At 39.3% G+C, this 18,903-nt stretch carries 16 protein-coding genes, 1 pseudogene and 1 riboswitch; of the genes and pseudogenes, 5 read left to right on the plus strand and 12 right to left on the minus strand.

Annotated elements, in window-relative coordinates:
- The first annotated feature begins 359 nt into the window (after window positions 1-359).
- On the plus strand, window positions 360-533 hold the full coding sequence (locus KI343_RS11640; RefSeq protein WP_212926598.1) for a hypothetical protein: 174 nt from the start codon (window positions 360-362) through the stop codon (window positions 531-533).
- Window positions 534-849: 316 nt separating this feature from the next.
- Window positions 850-1,533, plus strand: coding sequence for a YjjG family noncanonical pyrimidine nucleotidase (locus KI343_RS11645; protein WP_212926599.1), 684 nt, complete (start codon window positions 850-852; stop codon window positions 1,531-1,533).
- An 85-nt stretch (window positions 1,534-1,618) separates the two neighbouring features.
- Here the strand turns inward: KI343_RS11645 and ribH are convergent, their stop codons facing one another.
- From ribH to ribD, 4 genes are read right to left on the minus strand one after another with little or no spacing between them, the layout of a single operon-like run.
- Entirely contained in the window at window positions 1,619-2,086 is a 468-nt protein-coding gene (gene ribH / locus KI343_RS11650) for a 6,7-dimethyl-8-ribityllumazine synthase (RefSeq protein WP_212926600.1), read from the minus strand.
- A 12-nt stretch (window positions 2,087-2,098) separates the two neighbouring features.
- Entirely contained in the window at window positions 2,099-3,292 is a 1,194-nt protein-coding gene (ribA, locus tag KI343_RS11655) for a GTP cyclohydrolase II (protein ID WP_212926601.1), read from the minus strand.
- A gap of 12 nt (window positions 3,293-3,304) precedes the next feature.
- Entirely contained in the window at window positions 3,305-3,931 is a 627-nt protein-coding gene (locus tag KI343_RS11660; protein WP_212926602.1) for a riboflavin synthase, read from the minus strand.
- Complete coding sequence (gene ribD / locus KI343_RS11665) at window positions 3,916-4,992, minus strand: bifunctional diaminohydroxyphosphoribosylaminopyrimidine deaminase/5-amino-6-(5-phosphoribosylamino)uracil reductase RibD (protein ID WP_212926603.1); 1,077 nt, start codon at window positions 4,990-4,992, stop codon at window positions 3,916-3,918. The genes KI343_RS11660 and ribD overlap by 16 nt, the downstream gene beginning before the upstream one ends.
- A gap of 136 nt (window positions 4,993-5,128) precedes the next feature.
- Window positions 5,129-5,266: riboswitch (FMN riboswitch) on the minus strand.
- 508 nt (window positions 5,267-5,774) lie between these two features.
- Here ribD and KI343_RS11670 point away from each other — a divergent pair.
- Entirely contained in the window at window positions 5,775-7,310 is a 1,536-nt protein-coding gene (locus KI343_RS11670; protein ID WP_212926604.1) for a BCCT family transporter, read from the plus strand.
- 341 nt (window positions 7,311-7,651) lie between these two features.
- On the opposite strand, the gene poxB is transcribed toward KI343_RS11670, so the two are convergent.
- Entirely contained in the window at window positions 7,652-9,379 is a 1,728-nt protein-coding gene (poxB, locus tag KI343_RS11675; RefSeq protein ID WP_212926605.1) for a ubiquinone-dependent pyruvate dehydrogenase, read from the minus strand.
- 548 nt (window positions 9,380-9,927) lie between these two features.
- On the opposite strand from poxB, the gene KI343_RS11680 reads away from it, so the two are divergent.
- Window positions 9,928-10,935 (plus strand): AI-2E family transporter, encoded by a 1,008-nt coding sequence (locus KI343_RS11680; RefSeq protein ID WP_212926606.1) that lies wholly within the window; start codon window positions 9,928-9,930, stop codon window positions 10,933-10,935.
- 171 nt (window positions 10,936-11,106) lie between these two features.
- Here KI343_RS11680 and KI343_RS20625 read toward each other — a convergent pair.
- From KI343_RS20625 to KI343_RS11710, 7 genes and pseudogenes are all read right to left on the minus strand, one after another.
- Window positions 11,107-11,178 (minus strand): annotated as a pseudogene (locus tag KI343_RS20625) (hypothetical protein); the annotation flags it as partial.
- A gap of 84 nt (window positions 11,179-11,262) precedes the next feature.
- Window positions 11,263-12,171 carry a ribose ABC transporter substrate-binding protein RbsB gene (gene rbsB / locus KI343_RS11685; protein WP_212926607.1) on the minus strand — a complete coding sequence of 303 codons (909 nt, stop codon included), beginning with the start codon at window positions 12,169-12,171 and terminating at the stop codon, window positions 11,263-11,265.
- 12 nt (window positions 12,172-12,183) lie between these two features.
- Window positions 12,184-13,122 carry an ABC transporter permease gene (locus KI343_RS11690; protein WP_374705433.1) on the minus strand — a complete coding sequence of 313 codons (939 nt, stop codon included), beginning with the start codon at window positions 13,120-13,122 and terminating at the stop codon, window positions 12,184-12,186.
- A gap of 1 nt (window position 13,123) precedes the next feature.
- Window positions 13,124-14,605: a sugar ABC transporter ATP-binding protein gene (locus tag KI343_RS11695; protein WP_212926608.1), complete on the minus strand. Its 1,482-nt coding sequence runs from the start codon at window positions 14,603-14,605 to the stop codon at window positions 13,124-13,126.
- 85 nt (window positions 14,606-14,690) lie between these two features.
- Window positions 14,691-15,086, minus strand: a complete 396-nt coding sequence (gene rbsD, locus KI343_RS11700) for a D-ribose pyranase (protein WP_212926609.1) — start codon at window positions 15,084-15,086, stop codon at window positions 14,691-14,693.
- Between the two features lie 2 nt (window positions 15,087-15,088).
- Complete coding sequence (gene rbsK / locus KI343_RS11705) at window positions 15,089-15,967, minus strand: ribokinase (RefSeq protein WP_212926610.1); 879 nt, start codon at window positions 15,965-15,967, stop codon at window positions 15,089-15,091.
- Window position 15,968: 1 nt separating this feature from the next.
- Window positions 15,969-16,952: a LacI family DNA-binding transcriptional regulator gene (locus tag KI343_RS11710; RefSeq protein ID WP_212926611.1), complete on the minus strand. Its 984-nt coding sequence runs from the start codon at window positions 16,950-16,952 to the stop codon at window positions 15,969-15,971.
- 458 nt (window positions 16,953-17,410) lie between these two features.
- Between KI343_RS11710 and KI343_RS11715 the strand changes: the two genes are divergently transcribed.
- A complete protein-coding gene (locus KI343_RS11715; protein ID WP_212926612.1) occupies window positions 17,411-18,778 on the plus strand; it encodes an alkaline phosphatase in 1,368 nt (455 codons plus the stop codon).
- Window positions 18,779-18,903: the final 125 nt, after the last annotated feature.

Consider the following 18,903-nt stretch of genomic DNA (forward strand, 5'->3'; position numbering starts at 1 on the left):
AGTGGAACAAAAAGCAAAAGAAAAACATCTAAATTTATAGTCTAATTAAAAAATCAATTAAAGGAGCACATCAAATGGGGGTGTTTCCATTATAGTCCAACCACGTTATAATTAATATATTGTTAAAATACTATAAATTTTTGGGGTATATGTAACGGGAAAGAGAATGTTAGGTTGTATTTTGGGTTGTTATCTATTTCGTTCATACTTTGTAGCAACACAGTTTTTGCTGAAGAAACTAATTCAGAAGAGGAAATTCAACCAGCTGCTTATTTCTATTTTGTTTTAGATAATCCAATTCAGGACAAACATATAAGGTAACCACAGTAATTCTATAACATGTAAGAAAGGATTTTTATATGAAAAAGAAGAGCATCATTGTATTAATAACAATAGCCATCATTGGTTTTGGTATTTTTACGTATTATTCTTATCCTACTGACGCTGACAAAGGAACCGACAGCATTGTAACGGATAAAAATGGAGAAGTAGTAGAACCACTCGATGAAGATAACAATAATATGGGTCATTGATGTAAGGTGTCATTTATTAGCGGCATAGATCTCAAGTACATTCTTTATGGCCAAGAACGTATGGGCATACAAAAAGAATATTCCTATGTAGCCATTAAATCAGATGACCCAGCACAACTTAGGACTATTATTTCAAATAAGATCGAAAAAGTATCTTAATGAAGTAATGACATATTTAACTCCTAGAAGGCAACGTAAACTTCTAGGAGTTGTTTTGTATATTTATTGCAAAAAAGATTAGCCATGGTCAGTTTTCCTAATAATTGCTACAATCAAGAAGAAAAATCATAAAACAAAACACCCCATGGAGGCAATCATGAAATACGACGTTATATTTTTCGATCTAGATGATACTTTATTTGACTTTGGCCAATCAGAGAAGGCAGCGCTGCATAAAACATTTGTAACATTTGGATTACCTGATGGATTTAACAAATACCATGCAAACTACAGAGAGATTAGCAATGTACTATGGAGAGAGCTAGAACAGGGAAAGCTTTCGGTATCAGCATTGGGGGTAGAGCGATTTAGAAGATTATTTGCTACGAACCAGATTGATATCGATGCAGCAGAATTTAACGGTACTTACCTTGGAAATCTAGGAAAGGAAGTATATCTGATGGATGGCGTGGAAGAATTATTTGATTCGCTTTCCGACCAGCGTTTGGCTATTATCACCAATGGTTTCAGGAATGTGCAGCTAGCTAAAATGGAAAGCTCGCCACTTTATAATACCTTTGAACAGATTATTATCTCAGAGGATGCCGGCTTCCAAAAACCTGATAAACGAATTTTCGATTATGCGTTTTCTAAACTAGGACTGACTGATAAAGCTACTTCATTAATGGTTGGAGATTCATTAACATCTGATATGCAAGGCGGGATTAACTACGGGATAGATACTTGCTGGTTCAACCCAAATCACAAGGAAAACTCCATTGGGATAAAGCCGACTTATGAAATTGATCATTTAACGCAGCTTATTGATATTGTAAAGTGATTCATTTGGAATAGGAAAGCAAGGTTTCCTGAATCACCTTGCTTTCCTATTGTTTTACAGAGAAAAATTCTCGATTAACTCCATTTTAGGAAAGAATACGTTTATTCAACGAAACCATTTCCAGCAAGCCTAAAGCTGCTTCCCCGCCTTTGTTGCCAGCTTTCGTGCCTGCTCTTTCAATTGCCTGCTCAATCGTTTCTGTTGCTAACACCCCGAACATAACCGGAATATCTGCATGCAAGCCTATGTGAGCAATCCCCTTTGCTGCTTCATTACTGACTAGGTCATAATGTGTGGTGGCTCCGCGGATAACCACTCCAAGCGTTAGGATGCCATCATATTTTTTCGTTTTCTCTACCTGTTTCGTAATAAATGGGAGCTCAAAAGCGCCTGGCACCCAGTAAACATCAATATCCTCTTCTCTTACGCCATGTCTTCTTAAAATATCTTTGGCACCTTCCAGTAATTTAGAAGTGATAAACTCATTAAATCTAGAAACCGTAATTGCTACTTTTATCTGTTCACCTTGAAACATTCCTTCGTATACAGTCATAATTCATTCTCCTTATAAAGTTAGTAAATGATGAAATTTATCTTTTTTAACTTTTAAATAGTGTTTATTATCGTTATAAATCGTTGTTTCTATAGGGACGCGTTCCACAACCTCTATACCAAATTGCTGCAATTCACTTACTTTATCTGGATTGTTTGTCAGCAATCGGATTTGAGAAACACCTTCGTTTTTTAACAGCCAAGCCGCGATATCGTAATGCCGTTCGTCAGGCTGGAATCCAAGCGCTACATTTGCTTCATAGGTGTCTATGCCCTGCTCCTGCAATTCGTATGTCTTCAATTTATTAAGTAATCCAATGCCTCTTCCTTCCTGACGCAAATACAGAATGGCTCCTCTTCCTTCTAATGCAATCAACTGCATAGCACGCTCTAATTGTTCCCCGCAGTCACATCGATGGGAGCCAAAAATATCTCCTGTCAGGCATTCCGAGTGAACCCGAACTAAAATAGGCGTTTGACTATTACGTATCTCTCCCATTGATAAAACAAGTTGGTCTTTTCCTTCTTTATCTTGGTAAAGAGAAAGGTTAAAATCACCATATTTCGTAGGCAGTTTTGCTTTTGCATTCGGCTTCCCTATGGTTTTCCTTAAATATTCTGCAAGCTCCTCTATGGTAATCAATGGCATTTCCCATTCCACGGAGAGTTCTTGTAAATCTTTTAACCGAGCCATCGTCCCATCTTCCTTCAAAATCTCGCAAATGTATGCTGCCTCCGTATCTCCTGCTAACTTAGCTAAATCAATCGCCGCTTCTGTATGTCCCCTTCGTTCTAACACACCACCGTTCTTGGCTATCAAAGGAAAGACATGTCCTGGTCTATGAAAGTCTTCCGCACAGCTTTCTATACTTGCTAACTTTTGTATCGTTTTCGCTCGTTCAAATGTGGAGATTCCTGTTGTCGTTTCTATATGATCCACACTAATTGTAAAAGCTGTCCCATATTCGTCTGTATTCTCTGTAGTCATTTCCCGTAAATTTAATTTATTCGCTATTTGCTCTGACACCGGTGCACAAATCAATCCACGAGCGTATTTGGCCATAAAGTTTACTGTTTCTGCAGTTGCATTGCTGGAAAGACCAACTAAATCTCCTTCAGCCTCCCGATCCTCATCGTCCGCAACAATAATCAGCTTTCCTTGCTTCAGCGCTGTGATAGCTCGTTCTATATTTTCATTTACAGACATTTTTTCCCTCTCCTATTCTCCCATGTATTTATGCAATGCATGCTTTTTATCTGGACCTATCATCGCCTTGATATATTTTCCGAGTATATCTGTTTCTATATTGACAAATTCTCCTTGTTTTAACTGTCCCAGATTTGTATGATGCATCGAAAATGGAATTAATGAAACACTGAACGTTCCTGGCGCCACATTAGAAACGGTTAAGCTTGTTCCATTAATGGCTACAGAGCCTTGTGGAACAATTTCTCCTTGTATTTGCGGCGGATAATAAAAGGTGAGTATAACGGCATTTTCTTTTCTTACTTTTTTAATGAGCCGAGTCGTTACATCAACATGACCTGAAACAATATGTCCTTCAAAACGAGCATTGGCAGACATAGCACGTTCCAGATTCACCTTCGCATGTACGCGTAAATCAGAGAACGTCGATTTATGGAAAGTTTCCGGCATAATATCTACGGTAAAATCAGATGCCGTCACCGTTGTCGCAGTTAGACATACACCATTTACTGCCATGCTGTCTCCTACTTTATAGCCCTGCAGCAGTTCTCTTGAGGCTGCGCATGTTAATTCGATATGATGAGACGCTTTTTTTATCTTTTTAATTGTTCCTATCTCTTGAATTAATCCTGTAAACATGTTTCTTCCGCCCTCCTGCTGACAATTCGTATATCTTCCCCAACCGTTTCAACGCTTTGTAACGTTAAAGGGGTTACCTGAAGATTGTTTCTGTCACTAGAAAAAGCAGAAACGGCCCTGCCGCCTATCAGTTTTGATGAGATATACGTAATTACTTCCTCAAACATATTTGCTTCTAAAAAGGCATCATGAATCCTGCCTCCGCCTTCCACATAAACAGATTGAATACCTTCTTTTTGAAGAACCTCTATAACTTTTGAAACGGTCCAATGATTATCCTGTATCACCCGGACATGAGCAGGTATATTCTCTATTTTTTGATTACCTGTAAAAACCCAGACAGGGACTTTCTTGCTATAAATTTGATACCTTTCAAAGTCTAATGTTTCTCCTCGCCGGTCCAAAATAATGCGAACAGGCGGAAAATCTGTGACCGTACTCGGTAATAGCTCGGGATCATCTGCTGTTACTGTCCCGCTCCCAACTAAAATAGCCTGAAAATGCTGCCGCTCATCACGCACCTTTTTATAAGTCTCTTCCCCTGTAAGAAATGTCCGCCGATCAGGATGAACAGCTATTTTCCCATCCATACTGATAGCCTGTTTCAATGCAATATAGGGCAACTGATTCTTGTGAAAAAAGTTATAATGCTTGTTTAACGCTTCTGCCTTTTCCTGCAATATACCAGTAACGACCTGTATTCCCTGCGATTCTAAATAGGCTTTTCCCTTACCTGCTACGATTGGGTTGGGGTCAAGCTGGGCAATCACAACTTTTGAAATACCGCTATCTATAATCGTTTGGGTACAAGGGGGTTGTTTTCCAGTATGATTACAAGGCTCCAGCGTCACGTATATTGTTGAATCGATTAAATCTTCGGGAGTATCACATTGGTCAATAGCCATTCTTTCTGCATGCTTGCCACCGTATTTCGGATGGTAGCCTGTAGCTAAAATGACACCATCTTTCTCAATCACTGCACCAACTAATGGATTGGTATGTGTCTTTCCTTTTCCTAGACCTGCAAGCTCAATGGCTTTTTCCATATACAGCGTGTCCATGCGCCTCCTCCTTTCCGATAACGACAAAAGCCCCGTGAAAAAATTCACGGGGCATGATTAATAAACTAAGTCATATTCATTTAAACAGGATTTTTGTGTACACAAAAAGAATACACGTCACCTATTTGCTGACTTCAGTTTTCTTCTCCCATCCAGACTTTCACTGTCGGCTCTAGAATCTCACTAGATCCACCGCTATAAGCGGGTCACGGACTTCAAACCTTAAATGTTTGTCACCGCCGGTCGGGAATTACACCCTGCCCCGAAGAAAATATATTCGATTCTCTTACATAATAACTTATTTCTCCAAATTGTCAAACTATAAATATCTCTTTTTTTATAACAGTTATGCCGTTATTACCATACGATACGTTAAAATAACCTGCCTGTCTAATGCCATATACATTGTTGAAAAAGCGGGACAATTACGAATAAGGAAGGATGATTGACAACGCTCTAAAAGTCATTTAGGGTATGGAATGGTGGAATTATACTTCCGTTGTTGGAGTATGATTCCACTTTTTATTTTCTGCGTTTCTACTCTCTATTTTATACAGTTAAATCATTCGAGTCGTTACTGACTGTTTGATTTCCCACTTAGTATTTTGAGTTTAATCTATTCTTGCAGCGGGAAACTAACTGTCAGCTGCGCTTAAATGAGATTTCCACGAGGTATTTTCGCCGTTCCCCTCGTATCATAACGATTTATTCATAGAATAGAATTCAGATCCAGAGAAAGAATAATACCAACGAATAATTAAGAAACTGGAGGAAAAGAAGTAATGCAAACTTCAAATAAAAAGAAGAAATCTTTAGATTTACCTACATTTCTGATAAGTGGCGGTGCACTCATCCTCTTTGTTGTAGCTGCGCTCATCAACGCAGACTTTATCTCAAATATGGTGGACACTTTATTTGGCTGGTCAGCTACTTATTTTGGAATCATTTATCAAATAGTCATTCTTGGAACCTTTTTTATTGCCTTAATATTAGCCTTTTCAAAATACGGAAAAATTCGCTTGGGTAATATCGATAAGCCAGAAATGAGTACATTTAAATGGATTTCCATCATTATGTGTACCTTATTAGCCGGCGGCGGGGTGTTTTGGGCAGCCGCAGAACCTCTCAGCCATTTCTTGGAGGTTCCTCCTCATTTTTCAGGAATTGAAAATTCCTCACCTGAGGCAGTTGTTCCTGCACTTGCAATGAGCTTTGTTGATTGGGGCTTCCTGTCATGGGCGATTTTAGGTACACTCGGAACAATTGTATTAATGTACTCCCATTACCATAAAGGAATGCCATTAAAACCAAGGTCCCTTCTCTACCCGATTTTCGGGGAAAAAGTTGTCTATAAAAGTGTATTTGGAACCATTGTTGACGCTTTTGCAATTATTTCTGTTGCAGCCGGAACCATTGGACCAATTGGGTTTTTAGGTTTACAGGCAGGTTATGGGTTAAGTACCATTACAAATTTACCTAACACCTTAACTGTTCATATCGTTATTATTATTTTACTCGTGGTTGCTGCAGCTATCTCTGCTGTTTCGGGTCTTCACAGAGGTATTCAAATTTTAAGCAGCTTTAATGTTATTTTGGCACTTGCATTAATTATTGGCGTACTGATACTTGGCCCTGGATACTTTATTTTTAATCATTATTTGGAGGCATTCGGACTCTATGTTAATGAACTTATCCCATTCAGCACTTATCGTGGTGATGAGGCATGGCTCAGCCTATGGACCGTGTTTTTCTTCGCATGGTTTATCGGCTATGGACCAATGATGGCGATTTTCTCTGCCCGCATTTCACGTGGACGTACCATTCGCGAGCTTGTTGTAGCAGTTGCGATTATTGCTCCTGTCGTTGCGACAATCTGGTTTGCCGTTATTGGCGGGACAGGAATCTTTCAAGAATTAAAACTGCCGGGTTCCATATCAACTGCATTGAATGAATTTGGGCAACCTGCTGCCATGATGGCAATTACGGAACAATTACCGTTTGGGTTGATTTTCAGTTTCTTATTCTTGTTAGCCACTGTCATCTTTGTTTTAACGACAACAGATTCTATGTCACTAACCATATCTATGGCCATTTCCGGTAATGGACATCCGCCAAGATGGTTAAGAGCTTTTTATGCAATGGTTATGGGCTTGGTAGCTATTGTCCTTGTAACACTGGGAGAAAACAGTATCAATGCATTACAGTCGTTCATCGTAGTTACCGCTGTCCCTGTTGTATTCTTATTGCTGACTACTTTCTGGACAGCCCCGAAAGCAGTTAAAGATTTATATGAGAATCATAAAAATGAGACGTTATAAAATATGGTGTAAACAGCTTTTCTCTAAGTTTTGGAGAAAAGCTGTTTTTTATCTTATGGAGCTGAGACAAGTCGAAAAAATTCCAGATGAAGCTTAGCGGCAATCAACAACCTAAAGTAAGTTCAACATCCTTGACCCTATAACGTTGTTTGATATTTCAAAATAAATATTGGTTATCCGTTTCTCGGCTAGACCCTTCAGATATATCTTGTTTGCATTCATTTTCCCCCTTAATTCTGGTTTGGTGCAATCTCTTGCTCAAATCCCAAATCGAATCAAAATAACCCCCTCCCCTTGAAAGAGGAGATTATTTTAGAGTAAGGCAAACATTAATTATATAGCTAACGTAACAGATTGGTTTTCGCCACTTCCACCAGTTTATTCCCATTTCCATTGAGAACCGCCTTCATCATCCAAAGTGTGAAGCCATGCGCCTGTTCAAAGGTAATTTTTGGGGGCAGGGAAAGCTCTTGACGATTCACCACCACATCAATGATAGCAGGTCCATCATGTTTGAATGCCTTCTTCACAGCCTCCTCTAATTCAGCCGGATCTTCTACCCGATATCCTTCTATTCCAATGGCACGTCCAATTGCAGCAAAATCCGTTGTCTTATCCAACTCCGTTCCAGTCTCAGGATATCCCGCTGCCTTCATTTCCAGTTCCACAAAACTTAAAGCATGGTTATTAAACACAATCACTTTTACAGGTAAATGATGTTGATGGAGTGTGAGTAAATCGCCCATTAACATAGACAACCCACCATCTCCACAAAGCGCAATCACCTGTCGCTTGGGTTCTGTAACTTGAGCTCCAATTGCTTGTGGAAGTGCATTCGCCATCGTTCCGTGGTTAAAGGAACCAAGCAACCTTCTTTTTCCATTCATTTTTACATAACGGGCAGCCCAAAGTGTCGGGCTCCCAACATCACAGGTAAATATTGCATCTTCCATCGCTAAATCACTAACGACCTTCGTTAAATATTGTGGATGAATTGGTTTTTTCCCAGGCTTTCCAACTGCTAAATTATCTAAATCCTCCCTTACTTTATTGTACGCACCTACATGCCTCCTTAAATGTTTATCATTTTTCTTCTCTTTAAGTATCGGTAAAAGTGCCTCAACGGTCTCTTTTACATCACCAACCACACCTTGTGTTAAGGCAGTCCGGCGGCCAAGATGCTCAGAGCGAATATCTACCTGTAGTACTTTTGCTTTTTCGGGATAAAACTGTCTGTAAGGAAAATCGGTCCCAAGCATCAGTAAAACATCGCATTCCATCATCGCGTGATATCCTGAGGAATAACCAATTAACCCAGTCAGACCGGCGTTATATGGATTATCATACTCAAGAAATTCTTTTCCCCGTAAGGCAATAACCATAGGTGACTTCAACTTTTCACAAAGTTCCATCACTTGATCATGTGCCCCTTGACAGCCTGCGCCACAAAGTAAAGTAACTTTATCTCCCTTATTTAAATGCTTCGCGAGATTTTCCAGTTCTTCCTCAGACGGTCTAACCACAGGCTTTGTAAAATGAACAGGGGTTGCTGCAACATCCTCTTTCTGGTTTAAACCAGCAACATCTCCAGGAAGTACTAAAACAGAAACGTCTTTTTGGGCAACCGCATGCTGCATTGCCATATTCACCATCATCGGCATCTGGTCCGCTCTTGTAATCGTCTCTACAAAGGCACTGCACTCTTTAAAAATCATTTCCGGACGAGTTTGTTGAAAATACCCACTACCAATCTCGCTGCTTGGAATATGCGCAGCAATTGCCAGTACAGGAATCTTAGATCGGTGACAATCATAAAGCCCATTAATTAGATGCAGGTTCCCCGGCCCACTACTTCCGGCACAAACTGCAATACTGTCTGTCAATAATGCCTCTGATCCAGCAGCAAAAGCTGCCACTTCCTCATGACGAACACTAATCCATTCTATTTTTCCAGAACGCCTAATCGAATCCAACACGGCATTCAAAGAATCTCCAACAATTCCATAAATCCTTTTCACCCCAGCATTCAATAATGAATCAATGAAAACATCTGCAATCGTTTTTCCCATAATATCCTCCTTTTAAAACAAATATAACCATCAATTATATTGTCCAATTCCACATTTTTTATTTTGTTGACTGTCCTTATATCAAGTTAAAAAGGAGATTTGGTGATAGAAAGAAGTTCATTTATGAACAATCGGTGAAACACGAAGACAATTACGTATAAAGTGAAACAGGCGGACGTCCCTCGTTTTGTCTTGTATTTTTTCCCGAAAAAGTGGATACTTAACAAAATAGGCAACTAAACCGACGTTTTGAATTCAGAAGGGTAAGTTAATAAGGGGGCAAGTGTTTCCATAAAGTAGTCGAATAAAATCCAACCAAGACATATTGTATCTGTAGGTATCAAGAAAAAAATCGATAATTTAGCTTTGCAAGTGTAAACGGAGCTCTAATACTTTCATAAGAGGGTGACTGAACACCTTCTACTGCATTTGGGGAGTAATTCTGAGGTGGAACAACATTTTTCTTGGTGATAAAGAAGAATGTCTTCCATTACTTAAACATCATTTAAGCTAAATTCGATTAATAAAAGGAGTGAGTAACTAGTTTTATGGAATCCATTATAGGGTTTTTTCGAAAAACCGAGGTAAAACGAATTATTATTTTTGGCCTTATCATTCTTATTCTTTTTAGTGTTAGAAATATGATAAACCTTATTCTACTCACATTTATTTTTTCATTCTTAATGAATGGGCTTGTCGAGTATACAACGAAACATATTAAATTAAATCGAACCGTACTTGTCCTATTGCTATACTCTATCATCGTTAGCTTGTTAACATTCGGGATTGTGAAGTATTTACCAATCATTACATTTGAAATCAGTCAGTTGATCAAGCAAATTTCAAACTTTTCGATTGAATCCTATGACAATCCCATCTTTAACTATATTGAATCAATTATTGCAAGTAATCAAATTACCAATTACATTGAAAATGGCTTTTCGTTTCTTTTAAAATCCATTTCCGATATTAGTACAACGAGTGTCCAAGTGTTGATTGCTCTATTGTTAAGCCTATTTTTCCTACTAGAAAAACCACGCTTAATTGAATTCACGAACAAGTTTAAAACCAGCAAAATTGCACCATTTTACCGTGAAATCGAGTATTTTGGTAGAAAGTTCTCACTAACCTTTGGAAAAGTCATTGAGGCGCAGTTTATCATTGCACTTATCAATACATTCCTTTCTGCAGTGATGTTAATGATTCTTGGATTCCCGCAAATCTTTGGATTGTCCATTATGATTTTCTTCTTGGGATTAATCCCTGTTGCAGGTGTAATTATTTCACTTATCCCTTTATCACTCATTGCCTTTACAATCGGCGGGATATTAAAAGTAGTTTACTTGTTGATCGCAGTTATGATTATTCATGCTATTGAAGCCTATATTCTCAACCCAAAATTAATGTCTTCCAAAACAGATTTGCCCGTATTTTATACATTTGTTGTCCTGATCTTTTCCCAACACTTTTTTGGAGTCTGGGGATTGATTATCGGAATCCCGGTATTTGTGTTCTTACTCGATATACTTGATGTAACCGATAAAAAGCTGGAATAGGGAATTGCCACTTAGCATTTGGATTATTAATATCGGCATAGGGAATAGCTGGATAACCGGCTATTCCCTTCCTAAAATATTCAATGACCCGACACTTCATTTTGTGCAGGGAGGTCTTAACATTTCCCTTATACCAATAACTTAGTTCAACAGCAACACCATAGGAAAGGGACCAACTGTATTACCAGCACCGAGTACAAGGTTCACAACGCCTTTTGGCACACCCGCTTCTTCCATTAACTTTGGCGGTTATTTGTAAAAAGACTGCCATTACTGTAACTCACAGTAATACTAACCTGGGACAAGGGACCTGTCCCCCTAGCTCTTCTATTTAGTCTTTAACTCCAAAGGCACTTTAATTACTTCTTCCAACTCTTCACCGTTAAGTACCTTTTCCACTGTGGAAACCGCTTCTTCTCCCATAAGCTCTGGTTGTTGTGCAATCGTTGCTGTAAGTTCACCTGCATCAACGGAAACTAATGCATCTTCCACTCCATCAAAACCAATGACAACAAGATCTTTTCCTGTTGCTTTAATGGCTTCTAAAGCCCCAAGGGCCATCTCATCGTTATGCGCGAACACCGCTTGAATGTCGTCTTTTCCTTGTAGCGTGTTTTCCATAACGGTTAATCCTTTCGTCCGATCAAAGTCAGCTGGTTGACTTGCCACAATGTCAAGCTGTTCATCCGCAATATTATGAAATCCCTCTCCACGTTCTCTTGTAGCGGATGCACCTGCAATACCTTGAATTTCTGCTACCTTTGCACCTTCGCCAAGTTGTTCCAAAATAAAGTTAGCTGCCATTTCTCCACCGGCCACGTTGTCTGAAGTAATGAGTGTTTCTACCTCCCCATTATCCGCGGATCGATCAATCGTAACAACAGGGATACCTGCATTGTTTGCTGATTGTACGGCAGAAGAAACAGCTGCAGAATCGGTTGGGTTCACTAAGAGAACATCCACGTTTTGTTGAATTAAATCTTCAATTCCACTAATCTCCGTTGCCGCGTCATCCTGTGCATTAACAACAATAATCTCATATCCTTTTGCTTCCGCATCTGCAACGATTGCGTCACGAAGCGAAACAAAGAATGGGTTATTCAATGTAGAAACACTTAAGCCAATTTTCACATTTCCCTTTTCACCTGAATCATCCTTGACAAATGGACTTTCCATGGAACATGCTGTTAAAAAGACCATCATCAAAACCATCGCAATTGCGACTATCTTTTTCATTTTCTTCACCTCTTATGATCTCTTTCTGTCTAGTAATACTGCAATTAAAATAACGACACCTTTTACTACTTGTTGATAGAAAGATGAAATACCGAGTAAGTTCATCGCATTATTTAAGATACCGATAATTAAAACCCCGATAAATGTGCCGGCAATTCGTCCTTTACCGCCTGCAAGACTTGTACCACCAATAACAACTGCAGCAATCGCATCCATTTCATACGCTTGGCCTGCGGTTGGCTGTGCTGAATTCAAACGAGAAGTTAGAATCATACCAGCTAATCCTGCCATCATCCCACTGATGGAATAAATCATGACTTTTACTCGATCTACTTTAATACCTGAAATAAGTGCTGCTTTTTCATTACCTCCGAGTGCATACGTTTTACGTCCAAATGCCATTTTATGAAGCATAAACCATAACACTATAAATGCAAGAATCATCGTTACCGCTGGAACAGGAATTCCTAGAAAATATCCTTTACCAAACAATTGAAATGCATACGAATCTCCAAGTCCCGTAATTGGTTTACCTCCTGTGTAAACAAGAGTAAGCCCCCGGAAAATAGTCATCGTTGCAAGTGTTACAATAAACGGGGCCAATTTTCCTTTAGCAATTAACACACCATTAAGTGCTCCAAATACTGCTCCAAGTAATGTACCAATAACAATAGCAAGAATTGGGTCTATCCCAGCTACCATCATTCCGGCTGAAAGAGCACTTGTTAGAGCAAGGATGGACCCAACGGATAAGTCAATTCCACCTGTTAAGATGACAAAAGTCATACCGAATGCAATCAGCCCATTAATCGATATTTGGCGTAATAGATTCATAATATTAGCCGGGTCCATAAAAGATGGATTTAAGATCGTAACCACTACGATTAAACCAACTAACGCCAATAGAGGAATAAATTTATTCCAAATCGTTGATAGCTTTGATGTTTTCACTTTAATTACCCCCTGTAGCAAACGTCATAATTTTTTCTTGTGTTGCTTCTTCTTTGGACAATTCACCAGAAATTTTCCCCTCATGAATAACTAGTATTCTATCGCTCATCCCCAATACTTCAGGTAGATCTGAGGAAACCATAATGATTGCAAGCCCTCGTTCGGTTAACTCATTCATCAGATTATAAATTTCACGCTTCGCACCAACATCGATCCCTCTTGTAGGCTCGTCCATAATTAAAACCTTAGGAGAAGTACCAACCCACTTGGCGATTACTACTTTTTGTTGATTTCCGCCTGATAGATTACCAGCCTGTGTTTCCTGAGACTCTGTTTTCACTTTTAGGCGCTCAACCATCATTTTTACAAACTGTTTCTCATCCGTTGCTTTCACCATCCCATTTGGGGCAAAACTCTCTAAATTTGTTAGGGCGATATTTTCACGTATTGAAAAATCCAGAACTAACCCCTCATCTTTTCTATCCTCTGTAATGAAAGCTAACCCTTGTTTTGCTGCACTTGATGGATTTTTAATAGAAACGGGTTTTCCATCCATTATTATTTCTCCACGATCGTAAGGGTCAATCCCGAATAATGCACGCATTATTTCGGTTCGCCCTGCACCCATTAAACCGGATATCCCCAATATTTCTCCTTCCTTTATAGAAAAGTGGATATCTTCAAAGACGCCTGCTCTCGTTAAACCTTTCACTTCCATAATCGTTTGCCCATATTTAGGATTTCGTTCTGGATATCTATCTTCCAATTCACGTCCGACCATTTGTTTCACGATTTCATCAAAGGAAGTATCTTTAATAAACGAGGTTGCCACGGACACCCCATCACGCATGACTGTAATGCGATCACATATTTCAAAGATTTCTTCCATTCGATGAGAAATATAAACAAGGGAAACTCCGGTTGCCGTAAGTTCCTTCATGATTTGGAACAACATTCTAATTTCTCTATCCGTTAAAGCTGCGGTAGGTTCATCCATAATAATTACTTCTGCATCAAGCATTAGCGCTTTTGCGATTTCAATCATTTGTTGCTCCCCGACAGAACACTTTCCAGCTTCCTTATTTAATGGAATGGAAATATTCAACCTTTTGAATACGTCATTAGCTAACGCTTTCATTTCTTTCTCTTTTAATACACCTAGTGCATTCCTTTTCTCTCTTCCAATAAATAAGTTCTCCAAAACAGTCATTTGTGGCCAAATATTTAACTCCTGCCTAATAAAAGCAAGACCAGCTTCCTCTGCTTCTTTAGAATCGGCAAACACCGTTTCCTTTTCATTTATCGTAATCTTTCCTTGGTCCTGATGGAAAAGCCCCGTTAAAATATTCATTAACGTCGACTTCCCTGCACCATTTTCACCCATCAGCGCATGAATTTCCCCAGGCTCTAATTCAAAATTTACTCCCTCAAGAACCTTATTTGCACCAAAGGCCTTGTGAATATTTTCCATCAAAATTCTCACATCCATCACCCCTCTTTTATAGTGAATTTGGCTTCTACTATTAGACTTTTCAAAGTTTAGGAGAAAATCTTTACTCTCCTGTCTACTAAAAAAAGACACCAGCCTGCAAGATACAATTAGAATAGGCTGTCGTTTCTCCTGTTCGAATGATCGCCTTCGCATTTGCTGTCAATTGTTTAAACTGTTCATGTTTTACATATTCTATTATTTCCGGATCAAATGATTTTTCTATAAATTCATATTGATTCCAGTTAGCCTCTTTTATTTCTGATGCAATTGTCACCTTTTCAATAACCATGTCATCCGAAACAGCTTCTACCACTTCTTGAAAAGATGGAGTACCTGGTGTTAGTGCTAGGTCTATTTTTAATACGCCGTCAGGAACAGGTAGACCTGCATCGCCTATTACAATCGTCTCTGTATGACCTAAATCCGCTAATATCTTTGCTATATGACTATTTAAAATGCCATTCTTTTTCATGCTTATAAACTTCCTTCCACTTCTTTTCTTGTTGGCATACCGCCTTGCGCCCCAAACTTCGTAATAGAAATGGATGCGGCACGATTCGCAAATTGTATGGCCTCTTTTATTGCCTTTCCTTCTGCAATAGCAACTGCAAAAGCTGCATTAAATGTATCCCCAGCTCCCGTAGTATCCATGGCTTCCACAACATAAGAAGGAACCACTTCTTCGCATTCCCCATTGAAATAACGAACTCCATTTTTCCCTTCTGTTATCAATAATTTATTAGGATAACGGGTAAGTACTTCGGAACGATTCTCTTCACCAAACATAACTGTAAACTCATGCTCATTTGGAGTAAGATACGTTGCAGATTCAATAACGTTATCACTTATTTCCCTTGCAGGTGCAGGATTCAGTAACCATTTTTTATTAAATTGTTTGCAGAAATCTGCAATATATTCGACTGTTTCCTCTGGGATTTCTTGCTGAACTAGGATCATATCTGCGTCCTTAAGAATCGAATCAGCCTTTTCTACGTACGTCGGGGTGACCTCGTCATTTGCACCTTTTACCACGATAATGCTGTTATCTCCTTCAGCAATCGTGATATGTGCGGTACCAGAAGATACATGTGGAACGGGTTCCACACAGTTTACAGAAACACCATTTTTCTTTAAATTTTCGAGTATTTCTTTACCAAATGCATCCTTTCCAATTCGGCCAACCATGGATGCAGTAGCACCTAGTCTCGCCGCTGCTACTGCTTGATTGGCCCCTTTTCCTCCAGGCACAGTCTGAAATGACTTTCCGATTAACGTTTCTCCGGCTTTTGGCCTTTTTCCAGCTGTAACAACTAAATCCATGGAAGAACTTCCTACCACTACAATATTTACCATCTTAATCTCCTACCTTTCTCGTAGACTCTCTTTCTATAAATTGAACAGGTAATTTACAATGTATATCTCGTAAAACTTCCCCATTTACTTTATTAATTATAATTTCCGCAGCCTTAGCCCCCATCTCATATGCGGGCTGACGAATCGTTGATAATCCCGGATAAACAATTTCACATATAGAAATATCATCGAAGCCGATAATTTGAACATCTTGAGGTACCCTTCGTCCAGTCCGCTGTGCTTCATTCATGACAGCAACGGCAACGATATCATTACATGCAAGAATTCCATCTGTGTTCGGGTATTTGTCAAACAATGTTTTCACCGATTTGCTCGCCCCTTGAAAAGTAAGCTTGGAATCGAATATATTTATCTTCACATCCACTTGCCTTAGCGTTTGAAAGGAAGAAACAAACCGCTCATAAACAGGCTTCACTTCTACAGGGCCCCTTATAATCGTAATTTCCTTACTTCCAAGTTCTAATATTTTCCGAGCAGCTAACTTGCCCCCTTCAAACTGGTCTGCATACACAGCAGGCAAACTCTCTATCGTTCGATCTAGCAAAACTACCGGTATATTTAAATCTTTAAGCATGTCACTATGAGCTTCATTGACGGAAGCTATAATACCGACGACATTATGTTGGATAAACGTATCGAGATAATCGATTTCCTGTTCGAGGTGCTCATCACTATTACCAATAATCAAACGATACCCTGCCTCCCGAAGATGATCCTCTACTCCCCTAGCTAACGCTGGAAAGAATGGATTAGTTATATCCGGAAGTATCAAACCTATCAATTTTGACTTTTGTTTAAATAAAGACCTAGCCACTTCATTCGGTTTATAATTTAATTTATGAATCGCATCTAATACCGCTTTTCTCGTATCTTCATGTGCATAGCCACTATTATTAATTACCCTCGATACAGTAGCAGCTGAAACCCCAGCCTTCTTTGCCACGTCACGAATCGTTATCGCCATAACATTCTACCTCCAACTGGAACCGGTTACACATTTATGTTAACACCTTCGTTTTAATTTGTCGAGAAGTGTAGGTGAAAATTTAAGAAAGGGGACACAAGTTCCTTGGGCCTTATGAATGCTTGGATAATGGGAATCAAGAGCGGGTTATTAGAACTTTTGTCTCTGCTTCATCATCCCAAGTAGTTGAAGCTAATTCTATAAGAATACCATATATTACCTCTATTTCTTTGAACTCCGCAACTGTTTCTTCGTTTGTTATGTCAGACATAACTTTTATAACGTATACAGAAATTCATTCAACCATTAGTATTATCTAAAGGTTACTAGATAGTCAACTTTATCTCTAAACACATTAAAAAAACGGAAAATTACATACTATTTACATTCTATTCACCCTCAGTTAAAGTTCTCCACTTACAATCAAGTTAGGTTCAAATTTAAAGGAGGATGATGGAATGATAAGAAAGCTTGGAGTTGCAGCGTTGAGTGCAGGGCTGATTTTTTCAGGGATTAGTACCACAACGGCAAGTGCAGATGGAAAAAAACAGGTGGTTAACAGCGAGGCCAATGGAGACAAAGCGAAAAATATTATCCACATGATTCCAGATGGTTTTAACGATGATTATGCAACGAATTATCGGCATTTTAAGGGAGAGGCAGCAGTGTGGGACCATCATTTTAAAGGTGTGTATTCCACCTATTCCGCCGACTCCAATATTACAGACTCTGCAGCAGCTGCTACAGCAATGGCAACAGGAGTAAAAACGAATAATGGCATGATCGGAATGAATCCAGAAGGGAAACCGCAGCAGACCATCCTGGAAGCCTCACAGAATCAAGATATGTCAACAGGACTTGTTGCCACTTCTACTATCACACATGCAACTCCAGCGGCTTTTGGTGCTCACGTAGACGATCGGAACAACGAAACAGAAATTGCCAGGCAATTAATAGACAACGAGATTGATGTTTTACTAGGCGGCGGTAAAAATAATTTCCTTCAAGAATCAGCAGGTGGAAACCAAAAAGAAGTCAATGTACTTCAGCAAGCAGAAGAACAGGGGTATCAGCTTGTAGAAAATCGCAATCAACTGTTGGAAGCAAATATCGACTTAGACAAGAAAAATTTGTTAGGACTATTCGCTGATGATGCGTTGTCGCCAGAATTACACCGGAATTCAGAGGAAGAGCCAAGTCTTGCTGAAATGACGAAAACTGCTATTGATACACTAAAAAAAGATGAAGACGGCTTTTTCCTTATGGTAGAAGGGAGCCAGATTGACTGGGCAGGTCACGCTAATGATGCAGCATGGGCGATGACAGATGTAGGCGCTTTCGAAGAAGCAGTCCAAGTAGCGATTGCTTTCGCTGAAGAGGAAGGTAATACGCTGGTCGTTGTCGGAGGAGACCATGAAACAGGCGGCATGACTGTAGGCGCCAACGGTTCAGACTCTGCAAACCCTGAACTGCTACATGGTGTAACGGCAACTGGCGAAAATATAGCGGCAGAACTAAATGAAAATCGCACCAATGCTGGTGAAGTCCTAAAAAAACATACGGATATGGAATTATCAGAAGAAGAAATTCAATCCATTCAAGAAGCCGAAGATCCTATCACAGCAATTAATACTATTATAAGTACGAAAACCAATATCGGATGGACAAGTACAAATCATACAGGAGTGGACATTCCAGTCTACGCATATGGCCCAGGAGCTGATAATTTTTCAGGGTTCCATGATAATACGGATTTGCCAAAAATTATTGCTGAAACAGCTGGAATTGAATTAGGCGGAGAAGTGAGCCACAATCAGCAAAAATAAACCTTATCATCTGTAAAATCGGGTACACTACTTGAAATTGGGCTGAAATATACAACTATAATCCCTGTGAAAACGAGCGTTTTATAAACATTCGGTTTTTCACAGGGATTTTTTAATATCTTACT

The sequence above is a fragment of the Oceanobacillus sp. J11TS1 genome, from assembly GCF_018333215.1.
In the GTDB taxonomy this organism is placed as follows: domain Bacteria; phylum Bacillota; class Bacilli; order Bacillales; family Amphibacillaceae; genus Oceanobacillus.